The organism is Pseudomonas sp. WS 5078, from assembly GCF_012985745.1.
GTDB lineage: Bacteria > Pseudomonadota > Gammaproteobacteria > Pseudomonadales > Pseudomonadaceae > Aquipseudomonas > Aquipseudomonas lundensis_A.
In genome coordinates, this window is the sequence record NZ_JAAQWX010000014.1 from 19,495 (window position 1) to 33,323 (window position 13,829).

General features: G+C 59.2%; 13 protein-coding genes. 2 read left to right on the forward strand and 11 right to left on the reverse strand.

Annotated features, from left to right (window positions below; genetic code table 11):
* Positions 1 to 4: 4 nt before the first annotated feature.
* On the reverse strand, positions 5 to 679 hold the full coding sequence (locus HBN68_RS17480; RefSeq protein WP_094994682.1) for an HAD-IA family hydrolase: 675 nt from the start codon (positions 677 to 679) through the stop codon (positions 5 to 7).
* Positions 669 to 1,625 (reverse strand): 23S rRNA pseudouridine(955/2504/2580) synthase RluC, encoded by a 957-nt coding sequence (gene rluC / locus HBN68_RS17485; protein WP_094994681.1) that lies wholly within the window; start codon positions 1,623 to 1,625, stop codon positions 669 to 671. The genes HBN68_RS17480 and rluC overlap by 11 nt, the downstream gene beginning before the upstream one ends.
* 719 nt (positions 1,626 to 2,344) lie before the next feature.
* On the opposite strand from rluC, the gene rne reads away from it, so the two are divergent.
* Positions 2,345 to 5,611, forward strand: a complete 3,267-nt coding sequence (gene rne / locus HBN68_RS17490) for a ribonuclease E (protein ID WP_169965491.1) — start codon at positions 2,345 to 2,347, stop codon at positions 5,609 to 5,611.
* Positions 5,612 to 5,676: 65 nt separating this feature from the next.
* Here rne and HBN68_RS17495 read toward each other — a convergent pair whose 3' ends face one another.
* From HBN68_RS17495 to HBN68_RS17535, 9 genes are all read right to left on the reverse strand, one after another.
* Positions 5,677 to 6,288, reverse strand: coding sequence for a hypothetical protein (locus tag HBN68_RS17495; protein WP_169965493.1), 612 nt, complete (start codon positions 6,286 to 6,288; stop codon positions 5,677 to 5,679).
* 43 nt (positions 6,289 to 6,331) lie between these two features.
* Positions 6,332 to 7,351, reverse strand: a complete 1,020-nt coding sequence (gene murB, locus HBN68_RS17500; RefSeq protein ID WP_094994679.1) for a UDP-N-acetylmuramate dehydrogenase — start codon at positions 7,349 to 7,351, stop codon at positions 6,332 to 6,334.
* Positions 7,348 to 7,812, reverse strand: coding sequence for a low molecular weight protein-tyrosine-phosphatase (locus HBN68_RS17505; protein WP_169965495.1), 465 nt, complete (start codon positions 7,810 to 7,812; stop codon positions 7,348 to 7,350). Before HBN68_RS17505 ends, murB begins: the two co-directional genes overlap by 4 nt.
* Positions 7,812 to 8,576 carry a 3-deoxy-manno-octulosonate cytidylyltransferase gene (gene kdsB / locus HBN68_RS17510; protein WP_094994677.1) on the reverse strand — a complete coding sequence of 255 codons (765 nt, stop codon included), beginning with the start codon at positions 8,574 to 8,576 and terminating at the stop codon, positions 7,812 to 7,814. The genes HBN68_RS17505 and kdsB overlap by 1 nt, the downstream gene beginning before the upstream one ends.
* Entirely contained in the window at positions 8,573 to 8,758 is a 186-nt protein-coding gene (locus HBN68_RS17515) for a Trm112 family protein (RefSeq protein ID WP_094994676.1), read from the reverse strand. Before HBN68_RS17515 ends, kdsB begins: the two co-directional genes overlap by 4 nt.
* A gap of 24 nt (positions 8,759 to 8,782) precedes the next feature.
* Positions 8,783 to 9,793, reverse strand: coding sequence for a tetraacyldisaccharide 4'-kinase (gene lpxK, locus HBN68_RS17520; RefSeq protein WP_169965497.1), 1,011 nt, complete (start codon positions 9,791 to 9,793; stop codon positions 8,783 to 8,785).
* Positions 9,793 to 10,221: a biopolymer transporter ExbD gene (locus HBN68_RS17525; protein WP_169965499.1), complete on the reverse strand. Its 429-nt coding sequence runs from the start codon at positions 10,219 to 10,221 to the stop codon at positions 9,793 to 9,795. The genes lpxK and HBN68_RS17525 overlap by 1 nt, the downstream gene beginning before the upstream one ends.
* Positions 10,218 to 10,853: a MotA/TolQ/ExbB proton channel family protein gene (locus tag HBN68_RS17530; RefSeq protein WP_169965501.1), complete on the reverse strand. Its 636-nt coding sequence runs from the start codon at positions 10,851 to 10,853 to the stop codon at positions 10,218 to 10,220. The genes HBN68_RS17525 and HBN68_RS17530 overlap by 4 nt, the downstream gene beginning before the upstream one ends.
* Positions 10,854 to 10,929: 76 nt before the next feature.
* Positions 10,930 to 13,152, reverse strand: coding sequence for a DNA internalization-related competence protein ComEC/Rec2 (locus tag HBN68_RS17535; RefSeq protein WP_169965503.1), 2,223 nt, complete (start codon positions 13,150 to 13,152; stop codon positions 10,930 to 10,932).
* A 133-nt stretch (positions 13,153 to 13,285) separates the two neighbouring features.
* Here HBN68_RS17535 and HBN68_RS17540 point away from each other — a divergent pair, with 133 nt between their 5' ends.
* Positions 13,286 to 13,801, forward strand: a complete 516-nt coding sequence (locus HBN68_RS17540; protein ID WP_094994672.1) for a DUF2062 domain-containing protein — start codon at positions 13,286 to 13,288, stop codon at positions 13,799 to 13,801.
* Positions 13,802 to 13,829 lie beyond the last annotated feature (28 nt).

A 13,829-nucleotide genomic window follows, 5' to 3' on the forward strand; every position in this document is an offset into this window, starting at 1 on the left:
TACCTCAGCAAAGACGTGAATGAGTGCGCGTCTCCAACCAGCCACGCAACTCGGGAAAATGATCGATCTCCAGCATCGGGCCAAAGTCGCGCAAACGCTCAATGGACTGAGCCCCATAACTCACAGCAACCGAATCAATACCGGCATGACGCGCCATTAGCAGATCAAAGGAGGCATCACCCACCATCAGCGCCTGCCCTGGCTGCATGTCGCATTGCGCAAGAATTTGATTAAGCATCAAGGGATCCGGCTTGCTGGCCGTCTCATCTGCCGCGCGAGTCACATCGAAAAACCGCTCCCAGCCATGAGCCTTGAGCACGCGATCCAATCCGCGCCGCGCCTTTCCTGTTGCCACAGCCAGACGATAGCCCTGCGCACGAAAAGCCTCAAGCGACTCGGCCACACCAGCAAACAAAGGGGAAGGTTCAGCATCCAGGGCGATATAGGTATCCGCATAATGCTGACGAAAGGCAATAACCTGATCGGGCGCCATGTCGGGATAAAGCGTCAGGATCGCCTCCGGCAGCCCCAGCCCGATAATGCCCTTGATTGCATCGTCATCACGCTCGGCACGCCCTGCACGCAGGGCGGCCTCCCGCATCGAAGTCACGATACGGCCGATGGAATCCGCCAGCGTGCCATCCCAATCAAAAATCAGCAGTTTGTACTCAGACGACACTCAGCCGCTCCACGGTTTTGGCCCACATTTCGTCGACAGGCGCCTGAAACTTCATTTCACCCCCATCCGGCATCGGCACCGTCAGCATGTAAGCGTGCAAGAACAAGCGCTTGCCACCCAGATCGCGAATCTCCTTGGAGAAACCTTCCTCGCCGTACTTGGTATCGCCCGCAATGCAATGCCCGGCATGCAAGGTGTGCACGCGGATCTGATGGGTACGACCGGTAATGGGCTTGGCCTCAATCAGCGTGGCGAAATCGCCAAACCGACGCAGCACCTTGAACACCGTGACCGATTCTTTCCCCTCTTCATTCACTTCAACCATGCGCTCACCGGAACGCAAGTTGCTTTTCATCAGCGGCGCGCGCACCTGCTTGATGGAAGACGCCCAATTGCCGCGCACCAGCGCCATATAGCGCTTGTCGATACCATCGCCGCGCAACGCCTCGTGCAAGTGACGCAACATGCTGCGTTTTTTGGCAATCATCAGCAGACCAGAGGTATCTCGGTCGAGACGGTGCACCAACTCCAACTCTTTGACGTCAGGGCGCAACTGACGAAAGGCTTCAATAACGCCGAAATTAAGACCACTGCCACCATGCACCGCAATACCCGCAGGCTTGTTCAGCACAATCAAGGCCTTGTCTTCATAGACAATCGCCGCCTCAAGTCGCTGCAAAAGACCCTGAGCCAGCGGCACAGGCTCATCGCGCTCAGGGACTCGAACAGGAGGCACGCGCACGATATCGCCCGCCTGAAGTTTGTACTCAGGCTTGATCCGCCCCTTGTTAACGCGCACTTCGCCTTTACGCAAAATGCGGTAAATCAAGGTCTTGGGGACACCTTTGAGGCGAGCAAGAAGAAAATTATCGATGCGTTGGCCGGCATATTCCGGCGAGACCTCAAGCAGCTGGACGCTGGGGGTCGGGGGGGTAGTCGTCGTCATGGCGCGGATGATAACAATTTTTTATGGAATTGAAGCACTTAATCATTGCTGCTATAGTCGCGAACGCCGCCAAAAGCGGCCTGGACAGCGGATTAACGGTGAACCACCGGCCCTGACCAACGCTCTTCACGAGGACGCGAGGCCGTCCTACGGGACTTTTGCTGCAACGGAATGCCTGGAGTTGTAACAAGCGCAGGTGACATGAGGCCTGAAGCGAGCCTGGAAAGCAGAGTGCAAACTCGCCTTTTACGCCGATATTCACGGCCAGTTCACAAAGTGCAGTCAGCCTCGGGAATTTCGAGCGAATGTTTCGGAAACTTCGCCTTTATTAGCCATGATGCGTGGCCTCCCCTTTTGGAGTTCACGGTAAATGCCAACCCGCTGCGGATTCTGCGCGCGGCAGCACCCGAATTATCAGGGATACGTGTAGGGTGGAGATGCACAACCGCCGGACTGTGTAGCAATAGGCTTTATCAAGACGCTTCATCTCGTCCACAGCCGCCGGTTGATTCCTCCTCCTGACCAGACTTTTGCTTAAGCGGTGCATTAGCACCACAGCAAGCAGGACGCGTTAGTCGCGACTTCGGCCCTCGGGCTGAACATCGCTGGACACTGGAGTGGCCAACTACTCCTGACGCACCTGACACCGACCATGAGAAGTCGTGTGTGCCGAACGCCGTTTCCGGCAGCCCGGAAACCGACGGTACAACATGAAAAGAATGCTGATTAACGCAACTCAACCTGAAGAGTTGCGCGTAGCACTGGTAGATGGCCAACGCCTCTACGACCTGGACATCGAGTCAGGTGCACGCGAGCAGAAGAAAGCCAACATTTATAAAGGCCGTATTACTCGCATCGAACCCAGCCTTGAGGCTGCCTTTGTCGATTTTGGCTCTGAGCGCCACGGCTTTCTGCCCCTCAAAGAAATCTCCCGCGAATACTTCAAAAAAGCCCCTGAAGGCCGCGTCAATATCAAGGACGTCCTTAGCGAAGGCCAGGAAGTTATCGTTCAGGTCGAAAAAGAAGAGCGTGGCAACAAGGGCGCTGCCCTGACCACATTCATCAGCCTGGCCGGTCGTTATCTGGTTCTGATGCCAAACAACCCGCGTGCTGGCGGCATCTCGCGCCGTATCGAAGGCGAAGAGCGCAACGAACTGCGTGAAGCGCTGAACGGTCTGATCGCTCCTGCCGACATGGGCTTGATCGTGCGGACTGCCGGCCTGGGCCGCAGCAGCGAAGAGATGCAGTGGGACCTCGACTACCTGCTGCAACTGTGGACCGCCATCAAAGAAGCCTCGCTGGACCGTGCAGCGCCTTTCCTGATCTATCAGGAAAGCAACGTCATCATCCGCGCCATCCGCGATTACCTGCGCCAGGACATCGGTGAGGTTCTGATCGACAGCGTTGAAGCCCAGGACGAAGCCCTGACATTCATTCGCCAGGTCATGCCGCAGTACGCCAGCAAAATCAAACTCTACGAAGACAGCGTTCCGCTGTTCAATCGTTTCCAGATCGAAAGCCAGATCGAGACCGCGTTCCAGCGCGTCGTTGAACTGCCTTCCGGCGGCTCCATCGTTATCGACCCGACCGAAGCCCTGGTGTCCATCGACATCAACTCGGCACGCGCCACCAAAGGCAGCGATATCGAAGAAACCGCCCTGCAAACCAACCTTGAAGCGGCTGAAGAAATCGCTCGTCAGTTGCGCCTGCGCGACATCGGCGGCCTGATCGTCATCGACTTCATCGACATGACCCCAGCCAAAAACCAGCGCGCCGTGGAAGAAAAAGTCCGCGAATGCCTCGAAGCAGACCGCGCCCGCGTACAAGTCGGCCGTATCTCCCGCTTCGGCCTGCTGGAAATGTCCCGTCAACGTCTGCGTCCGTCCCTGGGCGAAAGCAGCGGCATTGTATGCCCACGCTGCAACGGCACTGGCATCATCCGCGACGTGGAGTCGCTGTCGCTGGCCATCCTGCGCCTGATCGAAGAAGAAGCCCTGAAAGATCGCACTGCCGAAGTGCGCGCTCAGGTGCCAATCCCGGTTGCTGCGTTCCTGCTTAACGAAAAACGCAACTCGATCACTAAGATCGAACTGCGTACCCGCGCACGCATTGTCATACTGCCGAACGACCACCTCGAAACGCCTCACTTCGAAGTGCAGCGCCTGCGTGATGACAGCCCGGAAGCCCACACCAACCAGTCCAGCTATGAAATCGCTGCTGCGGCTGCTGAAGTGGAAGAAATCCAGCCTGCTGCCGCCACCCGCACCCTGGTCCGTCAGGAAGCTGCCGTTAAGACAGCGCCGGCCCGCACCTCCGCTCCGGTTCCGACCGAAGCACCTGCTGCCGCTGCCACGCCCGCTCCAGCCCCAACCATTGCTGAGCCTAGCCTGTTCAAAGGCCTGGTGAAGTCGCTGGTCAGCCTGTTTGCGTCCAAGGAAGAGCCTGCACCGGCACCGACCGTGGTTGAAAAACCTGCGACTTCGGAACGCCCGCAACGCAACGAAGAGCGTCGCAACGGCCGCCAGCAAAGCCGTAACCGCAACGGTCGCCGCGACGAAGAGCGCAAACCGCGTGAAGAACGTGCGCCGCGTGAAGAGCGCGCCCCACGCGAGCCACGTGAAGCCCGCGAACCCCGCGAAGAAACACCCGTTGTCGCCCGTGAAGAGCGTCAACCTCGTGCACCACGTGAAGAGCGTGCTCCACGCGCACCGCGTGAAGACCGTAAGCCGCGTGGCGAACGCGAAGAGCGCGTACGTGAATTGCGCGAACCTCTGGATGCCGCTCCGACCGTAACGCCTGAGCAAGAACGCCCGGCCCGCCCGCCCCGTGAAGAGCGCAAGCCGCGTGAAGAACGTGCGCCGCGTGAAGAGCGCGCCCCTCGCCCAGAGCAAGCAGCACCCGCTGTTGAAGACGAAGCCGCACTGAGCAGCGCCGAGCACGTACAAGATGATTCCCAAGACAACGCCGAGGGCGATCGCCCACGTCGCCGCTCACGCGGTCAGCGTCGTCGCAGCAATCGTCGCGAACGTCAACGTGATGCCAACGGCAATGTGATTGAAGGTTCGGAAGAAGGCAGCGAAGAAGCCAAGGCTGAAAACGCGCCGGCAACCACCGCTGAACTGGCGGCCGGTCTGGCCGTGACCGAAGCCGTTGCCAGCACAGTAATCAGCGCCCCGGCGCAAGCCCAAGCCAACCAGCAAGCTGAACGTGCCACCGCTGCAACCCAAGAATCAGCCCCGGCTGAAACCGCAGTTGTCGTTGTTGAAGAGCAAACCAAGGCTGTTGCCATTATTGAAACGCCAGCGGCTATCGCACCGGCTGTTGCAACACCGGCAATCGAAACGCCAGTCGTTGAGACACCTGTTGTCGAAGCCATTGCTCCGATCGAAGCGGTTAAAGCACCTGAAGTTGAAGTGGCACCGGTTCAAGAAGCTCAGCCTGCGTTCAAGGTTGCTGACGAACCTGCTCCAACCCTCGAAGCACCTGTCGAAGCTGCCGTTGAGCCTGTTGTCCAGGCATCTGTTGCAGAAGCGCCAGCAGTGGAAACGCCGATCGTTGAGAAGCCTGCGTTTGAAAAGCGTCCCGAGCCTGCCAAGGAAGCCCGCACCCTGCGCGAGCCCGTTGCCGAGCCTGTGATGACGGAACAAGCAACTGCTCCAGCGCAGCCTGCCGAGCCTGAAGTGGTCGCCCAACCGGAACCGGTTGAAGTGATTGTGCAGGCTGAGGTGGTTGAAGTGGCCGTCGTTGCGGCACCTGTGGCAAGCGCTCTGACCAGCAATGGCCGCGCCCCGAACGACCCACGTGAAGTGCGTCGCCGCAAGCGTGAAGCCGCTGCTGCCGCAGCCGCTGCCCAAGCGCAAGCCACCGAGGCCGTTGCTGAGCACACCACACCAACCATCGACGAAAACCTGCGTTCCGTCGAAGACTTGGTCGAGCAAAACCCTAAAGCCCTGGAAGAAGCACACGAGCCTAAACCTCTCGCCTGATTCCAATAGCTGTTAAAAAGCCCCGCCTGAGTCATCAGGCGGGGCTTTTTAATGTCCGTAAATGGTTAAAAAAACCAGAATGATCGGCGCTTGCTCTCCAACTCGCCCCGGCATTGGCTCAGCTGCGCACCATAGGTTTTGGACTGCTGCTCAACCTTGCGTGCGACCTGGATCAGCCAGGGTTTGGCACGGTAGGTACCGCGACTGTAGCCCCCTCGACCTTCGTGATAGGCCAAGTACTGGTTGTAAGCATCCCACTTGGAAATCCCCAACTGCTGCTGCGTCCCTGCCGTATACCAGCCGATGAAGCGGATAGCGTCCGCGAAATTGTCCCGCGACCCACTTTTACCGGTACTTCTCTCGAAGTCGCTCCAGGCGGGAGGCTGAGCTTGGGCATAGCCGTAGGAAGGACTCACTCGCCCCCACGGTATGACCCACAACAGGTAGGCTCGCGGTGGCAGCGCATCCGCTACAAAGCTGCTCTCCTGCTTCATAATTGCCATCGCCACTTGGGGCGGTGTGCCCCATTGACTCTGCATAGTGAGCGAGTCTTCATACCAGCGCGGGTATTGCCGATAGATGTTGCACAGGTTGCCTTGATCCCGCGGAGGTGCAGTGGTGCACCCCGACAGCGCCACCATGATCGACGCCAGGGCCCATGCAGGCTTATGTTTCATTGAATGTCCTCAGGCACGGCCAATGACGCCGTAAAGGCGTGCATCAATACAGGTTGGGTTCCATCTCGAGCTGCACCTTGAACCGTCGTGCGATATCTTCCTGAATGCGCTGCGCCAGCGATAACAACTGCACACCGGTTGCCGCGCCATAGTTGACCAGCACCAGCGACTGCAAACGGTGGACGCCTGCATCGTCTTCACGAAAGCCTTTCCAGCCCGCCGTTTCGATCAACCACCCGGCCGCCAGCTTGACCTGGCCATCGGCCTGGGGGTAGCCCACGATGTTGGGGTGGGTCAATTTCAGCTCGGCTGCCAGCGCCTGCGACACCACCGGGTTTTTGAAGAAGCTCCCGGCATTGCCGAGCACCGCTGGATCAGGCAGTTTTTCGCTGCGGATGCTGCTGATGGCACGACTGACATCACTGGCCGTCGGCTGATCAATGCCTTGCTCGCTCAGCCGCTGGCGTACCGGGCCATATTCCAAATGCAAACGGGCAGCGCGGCTAAGGGCAAAACGTACCCGCAGAATCAGCCAACGCCCCGGGGTTTGCTTGAATACGCTGTCACGGTAACCAAAGTTGCATTCGTCCAGGGTGAAATCACGCAGTTGACCTGTTTGACGATCCAGCGCCGTCAGCCCGGCAAACACATCCTTAATCTCAACCCCGTAGGCGCCAATATTCTGCATCGGTGCAGCGCCGACCGTGCCGGGGATCAGGCTCAGGTTCTCAAGCCCGGCAAACCCCTGGCCTAGGGTCCACAAGACAAAGGCATGCCACACTTCGCCCGCCTCGGCCTCTACCACCACTTGTTGCCCACTGTCCTCAATCACCCGAATGCCGCGGGTGGCCATCCTCAAGACCAGCGCCTGCACATCCTGCGTCAGCAGCAAATTGCTGCCGCCACCAATAACCAGTAACGGCAGTTCCCGCTTGGCGCAATACTGCAACGCTTCACGCACCTCAGCGTCGTTGTGCGCCTCGGCAAACAGCCGCGCACGCACATCGACACCGAAACTGTTGAACGGCTTGAGCGACGCATCAACCTGCAACTGCAAACTCATACACGTCCCTTCAATTCGATCATCAGCCCATCACACGCTGCTTCTATCAAGTCCAGCACTTCAACGAACCCTTGTTCGCCGTCGTAATAAGGGTCGGGAACTTCACTTTTCACTCCCTTATATCGACGCAGGAACACATCAAGTTCAGCCTTGCCATTGGCAGGCTGCATGGCCTGAAGGTCCCGAAAATTACTGTTATCCATCGCCAGAATCAGGTCATAGCGCTCGAAATCCTGCACGCGAACCTGTTGCGCACGTTGCTGCGACAGGTCATAGCCTCGCAGCTGAGCCGCCCGCTGAGTACGCTTGTCCGGCGGCTCGCCCGCATGCCAGCCGCCGGTCCCGGCCGACGCCACTTCAACCTGCCGTTCAAGGCCAGCCTGCTGCAACTTGTGACGCAGCACACCTTCAGCCGTCGGTGATCGGCAAATGTTACCCAAACAGACGAACAGGACGCGCATCACGCCTCCAACAAACGCCGAACGCGCTCCAGGTCTTCGGGGGTGTCGACACCCGCAGGCGGCGCCTCCAGCACATCAGCCACATGAATCCGTACGCCGTGCCACAACGCCCGCAGCTGTTCAAGACGCTCGGTGTTCTCAAGCCAGCAAGGCCCCCAACTGACGAAGTCATGGAGGAAGCCCGCCCGATAGGCGTAGATCCCGATATGACGGCGGTATGGCACGCCCTCGGGCAAACGGTCGCAGCTCAGGGCAAAATCGTCACGCGCCCACGGCAACGTGGCACGGCTAAACGTCAGCGCAAGGCCGTTGATATCGCTGACCACTTTGACCACATTCGGATTGAACAACATCGCGACGTCTTCAATCGGCTCCGCCAAGGTGGCCATGCTGGCCTCACCATGGGCCGCGAGGTTGACGGCCACCTGATCAATCACTTGCGGCGGGATCAGCGGCTCATCACCCTGTACGTTGACCACGATCGCATCACTGGCCAAACCCAATTGCGTCGCCACTTCAGCCAGACGGTCGGTGCCTGACTCATGGTCGGCCCGGGTCAACAGCACCTCGGCGCCAAACGCCTTGCAGGCATCGACGATGCGCGCGTCATCAGTTGCGACCACGACACGCTGGGCACTGCTTTTGCACGCCTGCTCCCAGACATGCTGGACCATGGGTTTGCCCGCAATCATTTGCAACGGCTTGCCAGGCAAACGCGTCGAGGCAAAGCGTGAAGGAATAACGACCGTAAAAACCGGAATCATTTATCCAGACGCTCATCATCGGTAAGGGTGCGGGCTTCGGTTTCAAGCATGACCGGAATGCCATCGCGGATCGGGTACGCGAGACCGGCGCCCTTGCTGATCAGCTCCTTTTTGTCGGCGCTGAGCTTGAGCGGGCCTTTGCAAACCGGGCAGGCAAGGATATCGAGCAATTTGGTGTCCATAAGGTTTCCCTGAATAAAGATGAGTTAGGGCAAAAAACGATCAGGTAAAAGACGCAATAACTGTTGATCGAGCCAGCGCGCGAAGGTCTCTGAAGGTACAGCGTCTACCGCCAGATACCACCAGTTCGGCGCGGCAAAGTCGCGGCATTTCACCGCATCCTTTTCCGTCATGACCAGCGGCAGATCCGGCTTGAACTTCAGGATCTCGGCACTGTAGGGCGCGTGGTCGGCAAACGCGTGGCCAATTGGCCGCCAGTGTAGCGTTTCGAGGGTGTTGAAAAAACGCTGCGGATTACCGATACCGGCCACCGCATGCAATGCCTGTCCGCAAGGAAAATAATCCAGTGGCTGACGCTCGCCCGTGCGCACGTTGATCAGCGCTGTCGGCTGCAACTGAAAGGCAAAGCCGGGCTGCGGATCCGTCAGGGCGCCGTTATACAGCACCGCATCCACACTGCTCAGGCGTTCAGCTGGCTCACGCAGCGGACCGGCAGGCAGGCAGCGGCCGTTACCCAGCCCCCGTGCGTTATCGATCAAGACCAGTTCCAGGTCGCGAGCCAACCGGTAATGCTGCAAACCGTCGTCCGACAGAATCACGTCCAGCGGCTCGGTGGCCAGCAGCGTTTTCACCGCACGGCTGCGATCAGGGTCGATCATCAGAGGCACGCCCGTACGCTGCACGATCAACAAGGGCTCATCCCCTGCCTGCGCGGCAGGTTGATCCGCCGTGACGCGCCAAGGGAACTGCCCCGGTTTGGCCCCATACCCCCGGCTGACCACGCCGACCCGCAGCCCCTTGCGTTGGCAATGCTCGATCAGCCACAGGATCATAGGCGTCTTGCCCGTGCCACCCACGGTGATATTGCCCACGACCACAATAGGCACGGGAGCACGGTAAATGCCACCCTGCCCCGCGACAAAACGTGCGCGCTTACCGTCCACTACGCGCCGATAGAGGCATTCGAGCGGTCTGAGTAATGCCAACAAGGGGTGCCCGGCATACCATGCCTGCAACAAACGATCAGAGATGGCCATCAGGGATTCGACTGCGCCTCGACAGTGGTCATGCGCAAATGGCTGAACCCTAGCTTGCCCGCCGCATCCATGGCCGTAACCACGGCCTGATGTTGAGTTTTGCCATCGGCACTGATCGACAACGGCAATGACGTATCACCGCCGGATTCTTTTTGCAGGGCGTCCATCAGGCTGGCCAGATCATTTTTCGGCAACAGCTGGTTGTTCACCGAAAACACGCCGTCCGCACTGATGGCGATATCCAGTTGTTTAACGTTTTGGTCTTCGCTCGGGGAGCCGCTGACAGCTTCAGGCAGGTCTACCCGCAGTTGGGTTTCACGGGTAAAGGTGGTGGTCACGACAAAAAACAGCAACAGGATAAACACCACGTCGATCAGCGAAGCGAGGTTGATATCCACCGTTTCTCGTGGCTTACGGCGAAATTTCACGCGTTGCTCCCGGCCATGTCGACTTCCCGGTCGCCTTGAACCACTTCAACCAGTTTGATGGCTTCCTGCTCCATGCCGACCACCAGCTCGTCGACCCGGCGCTGCAGGAAACGGTGGAAGAACACCGCAGGAATACCCACCATCAAGCCCGCTGCCGTGGTGATCAACGCCTTGGAGATACCGCCGGCCAGGATGGCAGCATTGGTGGTCATGCCCGACCCCATGAACGAGCTGAAAATGTCGATCATGCCCAGCACCGTCCCTAACAGGCCCAGCAACGGCGCCATGGCAGCGATGGTGCCCAGCGCATTGAGGTAGCGCTCAAGCTCGTGAATCACACGGGCAGCCGCTTCCTCAATGCACTCTTTCATGATCTCGCGACCGTGCCGGGAATTGGCCAGGCCCGCCGCAAGGATTTCACCCAGCGGCGAATCTGCACGCAGTTGTTTGAGTTTTTCCTTGTCCAGCTGCTTGTCTTTGATCCAGACCCAGACTTGCCCCAGCAGATGGGGCGGCGTCACGCGGCTGGCGCGTAAAGTCCAAAGACGCTCGACAATAATGCCCAGCGCGACAACAGAGCTCAGAATGATCGGCAGCATCATCCAGCCACCGGATTTGACCAGTTCCCACACAGTGACAATCCCCTCGAAAAAGTGCGCCACTCTACCATAGGATTGGACTGGCGCTCAGGCGCGCACAAAACCCCTGTCACCCGTCATGGCGCCAGAACCTGCGTTGTTGACGCTCGCCTGTGGCCGCCCCCTTTGCCCCCAGCCAGAAACGCACGGCGCCTTGTTCTGCACTGTCGAGCACCGTCATGCCCAACGCCCGGTAGCGAGCCAGTACCTGAGGGTGCGGGTGGCCAAAACTATTGCCAGCACCACGCGATATCAGGACATTTTGCGCAGACAGCGTATTCAAAAACACCCGGGATGACGAGGTGCGGCTGCCGTGGTGCGGGGCCTGCAACCATTGCACGGGGATCGCCAAAGGGCTGCGCAAAAAGGCTCGCTCAGCCTGCACGTCGATGTCCCCGGTCAGCAATAGCCGCTCATCGCCAGCCTGCACCAACAGCACGCAAGACTTCTGGTTACCGTTGCTGGCATCCGCCCATTGCCAGAGTGAAAAGCGTACACCGTCCCACTCCCAGCCTTGCCCCGCGGCGCAGTGTCGAGCCTGAAGCTGAGCAGGCAAACCCGGTACGTCGCCGCTGATCACCTGATTGACGTTCAGCGCGCGCTGGACCGCCAGCGCACCGCCTGCATGGTCAGCATCAGCATGGCTGATCAGTATCAAGTCCAGTTGGCCGATACCTTGCGAGCGCAAGAACGGCACGACGATCCGCTCTCCCTGATCCAGGTCCCTGAATTTGGGGCCTGCGTCATACAGCACGGTGTGGTGACGGGTTCTTAGCAGCATCGCTAACCCTTGACCAACATCTATCTGCCAGACCTCGACCTGACCGTGGGGAACCTGCTCACGTGGTGCCAGCATTGCCAATGCCAGCAAGGGCCAACCCAACGGCCTCAACGTAACGCCCGCAGGCAACAACAGCATCACTGTCCCGGCCGCCGCCAGCGCCCAAATTTCGACGGGCACGTTTGGCGGCAGCCATGAAGGGAACGTCCCAGCAAGCCAGGTCAAACCGCGTATCAGCACGTCAAGCAAACCACCTGACACCCAGAGCAACCCTTCTGCGAGCCAGGGCACGGGCAGCAAAAATGTGCCCAGCAACGCACTAGGCAAAACCAGCAGGCTGATCCACGGCACAGCTACCAGATTTGCCAGAGGCCCGGTCACACTCACGGGTAACGCCAAGGCCCACATCACGGGAAACAGCCCCAAAGCAATCAGCCCGTGGGGCCTTGTCCAGGCTGACCATAGACGCCATGCACCCAAACGCCCGCTGAAGGTGAAAATCAGCACGGCAACCGCTGCAAAAGAAAGCCAAAAACCCGGCATCAGGCTGGCTAACGGCTCCACCAGCAAGACTGCATTCAACGCCAGCAAAAACGGTAGCCACACACCTAAATGACGAAAGCGCAGGCGCCATAACAGCACCAGCCCCAGCATCACGCAGGCGCGCTGCACAGGCACTTCAAATCCGGCCAACAGGCCATAACTGACAGCCCCTACAAACGCCACGCCACATGCCCAAGGCAGCCATGGCCAACCTCGCGGCCAAAGGCCGTACCGCGCCAGCAGCGCAATCAACCCGTAGAGCAACCCGGCAAACAACCCGATGTGCTGACCCGAGATCACCAGTAAGTGCACCGTGCCCGTGGTTTGTAGCAGCGTCCAGTCTTCGCGCTCCAGACCGGAGCCATCCCCCATCACCAACGCCGCCAACCACGGTGCCCGACCATGGGCATCGACACTCAGCAAACGTTGACGCAGCCCGTCCCGCCACGCATAGGAAGCCGCAGCCAGACGCTGCCCATCCTTGACCGTTCCGGTTGCGCCAATCCGTTTGCTAAGCAGCCACGCCTCGTAGTCAAATCCCTGAGGATTAAGCAGCCCTCGCGGCTTTTTCAGTTTCACGGCCAGACGCCAGCGCTCCCCGCTGTTAACGGGCGGCCCGTCCTGCCAGCTCACCCGAATCGTGCGCGGCAGATCAGCTCGACGAGACACAGGGCTCCCGATTTCAAAAGCAACGTAAGACGCTGTGCGTTGCGGCAGACCTGTCACCTGCCCCTCAATCCACAGGGTACGCCCGTCGAGGGCATCCGACAGGCGGTCATCCAGCGCCGACTGCCCCTGTACGCACGCCCACACCAGCCCCAGCAGGCACAATCCAAGCGGGTACGTGCGAAAAAACAGCAAGCCAAGCCCCAGGCCGAACAACAGCACCCAGCACCACACCGGCGGCAATACCGGCAAATAACGCAACGCCATCAAGCCCAGCGCCAGCCCTGACATCCCTGTATACATAGCCAGCCCAGAAATTCCTTTCCTCTCGGATTAGTTCATCCGGGCCTACCGCGCTTTAATAATTGTCACAAAGTCTGAATAGGCACAGGTACGAATTTGGGCATACTGCCCCATTGACCCCAGGGAGAGGCCCATGCCACGGCGTTTGTTCAAACGTTACATGCCAGACCCGGCAAGCATCAGGGAACACAAATCCTTACGCTTTATGGGCACCCTGTTGCATGACCCGAACCTTTGGCACTTGAACCGCCACTCGGTTTCCCGCGCCATGGCCGTGGGCATCTTCGCCGCGTTCATCCCCATGCCTTTTCAGATGCTCCTGGCAGCGTTCCTCGCGATTACCGTGCGCAGCAACATGCCCATTTCGGTCGGTCTGGTATGGCTGACCAACCCGATTACCATGCCACCGGTGTTTTATTGCACCTACAAACTTGGCGCCTGGTTGATGGACGTGCCGGCACGTACCTTGCCAGACGATCTGACCTGGGCGTGGATCAGCGGGCAGTTGTCTACCCTCTGGCAGCCATTCTTGCTGGGCTCTGTGGTATGCGGCGTGGTATTGGGCGCGCTCGCCTATTGCCTGACCCAACTCTATTGGCGCTGGTGGGTGAGCCGCCAATGGAAACGCCGACAAAACAATCGCCCATAAAAAAGACCCCTTACGGGGTCTTTTGCAA

What these genes read in the sequence shown, in the direction of transcription:
- lpxK (WP_169965497.1), bottom strand. Translation starts at nt 9,793, where the DNA reads ATGGCCATCTCTGATCGTTTGTTGCAGGCATGGTATGCCGGGCACCCC.
- rluC (WP_094994681.1), bottom strand. Translation starts at nt 1,625, where the DNA reads ATGACGACGACTACCCCCCCGACCCCCAGCGTCCAGCTGCTTGAGGTC.
- murB (WP_094994679.1), bottom strand. Translation starts at nt 7,351, where the DNA reads ATGAGTTTGCAGTTGCAGGTTGATGCGTCGCTCAAGCCGTTCAACAGT.
- kdsB (WP_094994677.1), bottom strand. Translation starts at nt 8,576, where the DNA reads ATGATTCCGGTTTTTACGGTCGTTATTCCTTCACGCTTTGCCTCGACG.
- rne (WP_169965491.1), top strand. Translation starts at nt 2,345, where the DNA reads ATGCTGATTAACGCAACTCAACCTGAAGAGTTGCGCGTAGCACTGGTA.
- HBN68_RS17505 (WP_169965495.1), bottom strand. Translation starts at nt 7,812, where the DNA reads ATGCGCGTCCTGTTCGTCTGTTTGGGTAACATTTGCCGATCACCGACG.
- HBN68_RS17515 (WP_094994676.1), bottom strand. Translation starts at nt 8,758, where the DNA reads ATGGACACCAAATTGCTCGATATCCTTGCCTGCCCGGTTTGCAAAGGC.
- HBN68_RS17540 (WP_094994672.1), top strand. Translation starts at nt 13,286, where the DNA reads ATGCCACGGCGTTTGTTCAAACGTTACATGCCAGACCCGGCAAGCATC.
- HBN68_RS17495 (WP_169965493.1), bottom strand. Translation starts at nt 6,288, where the DNA reads ATGAAACATAAGCCTGCATGGGCCCTGGCGTCGATCATGGTGGCGCTG.
- HBN68_RS17535 (WP_169965503.1), bottom strand. Translation starts at nt 13,152, where the DNA reads ATGTATACAGGGATGTCAGGGCTGGCGCTGGGCTTGATGGCGTTGCGT.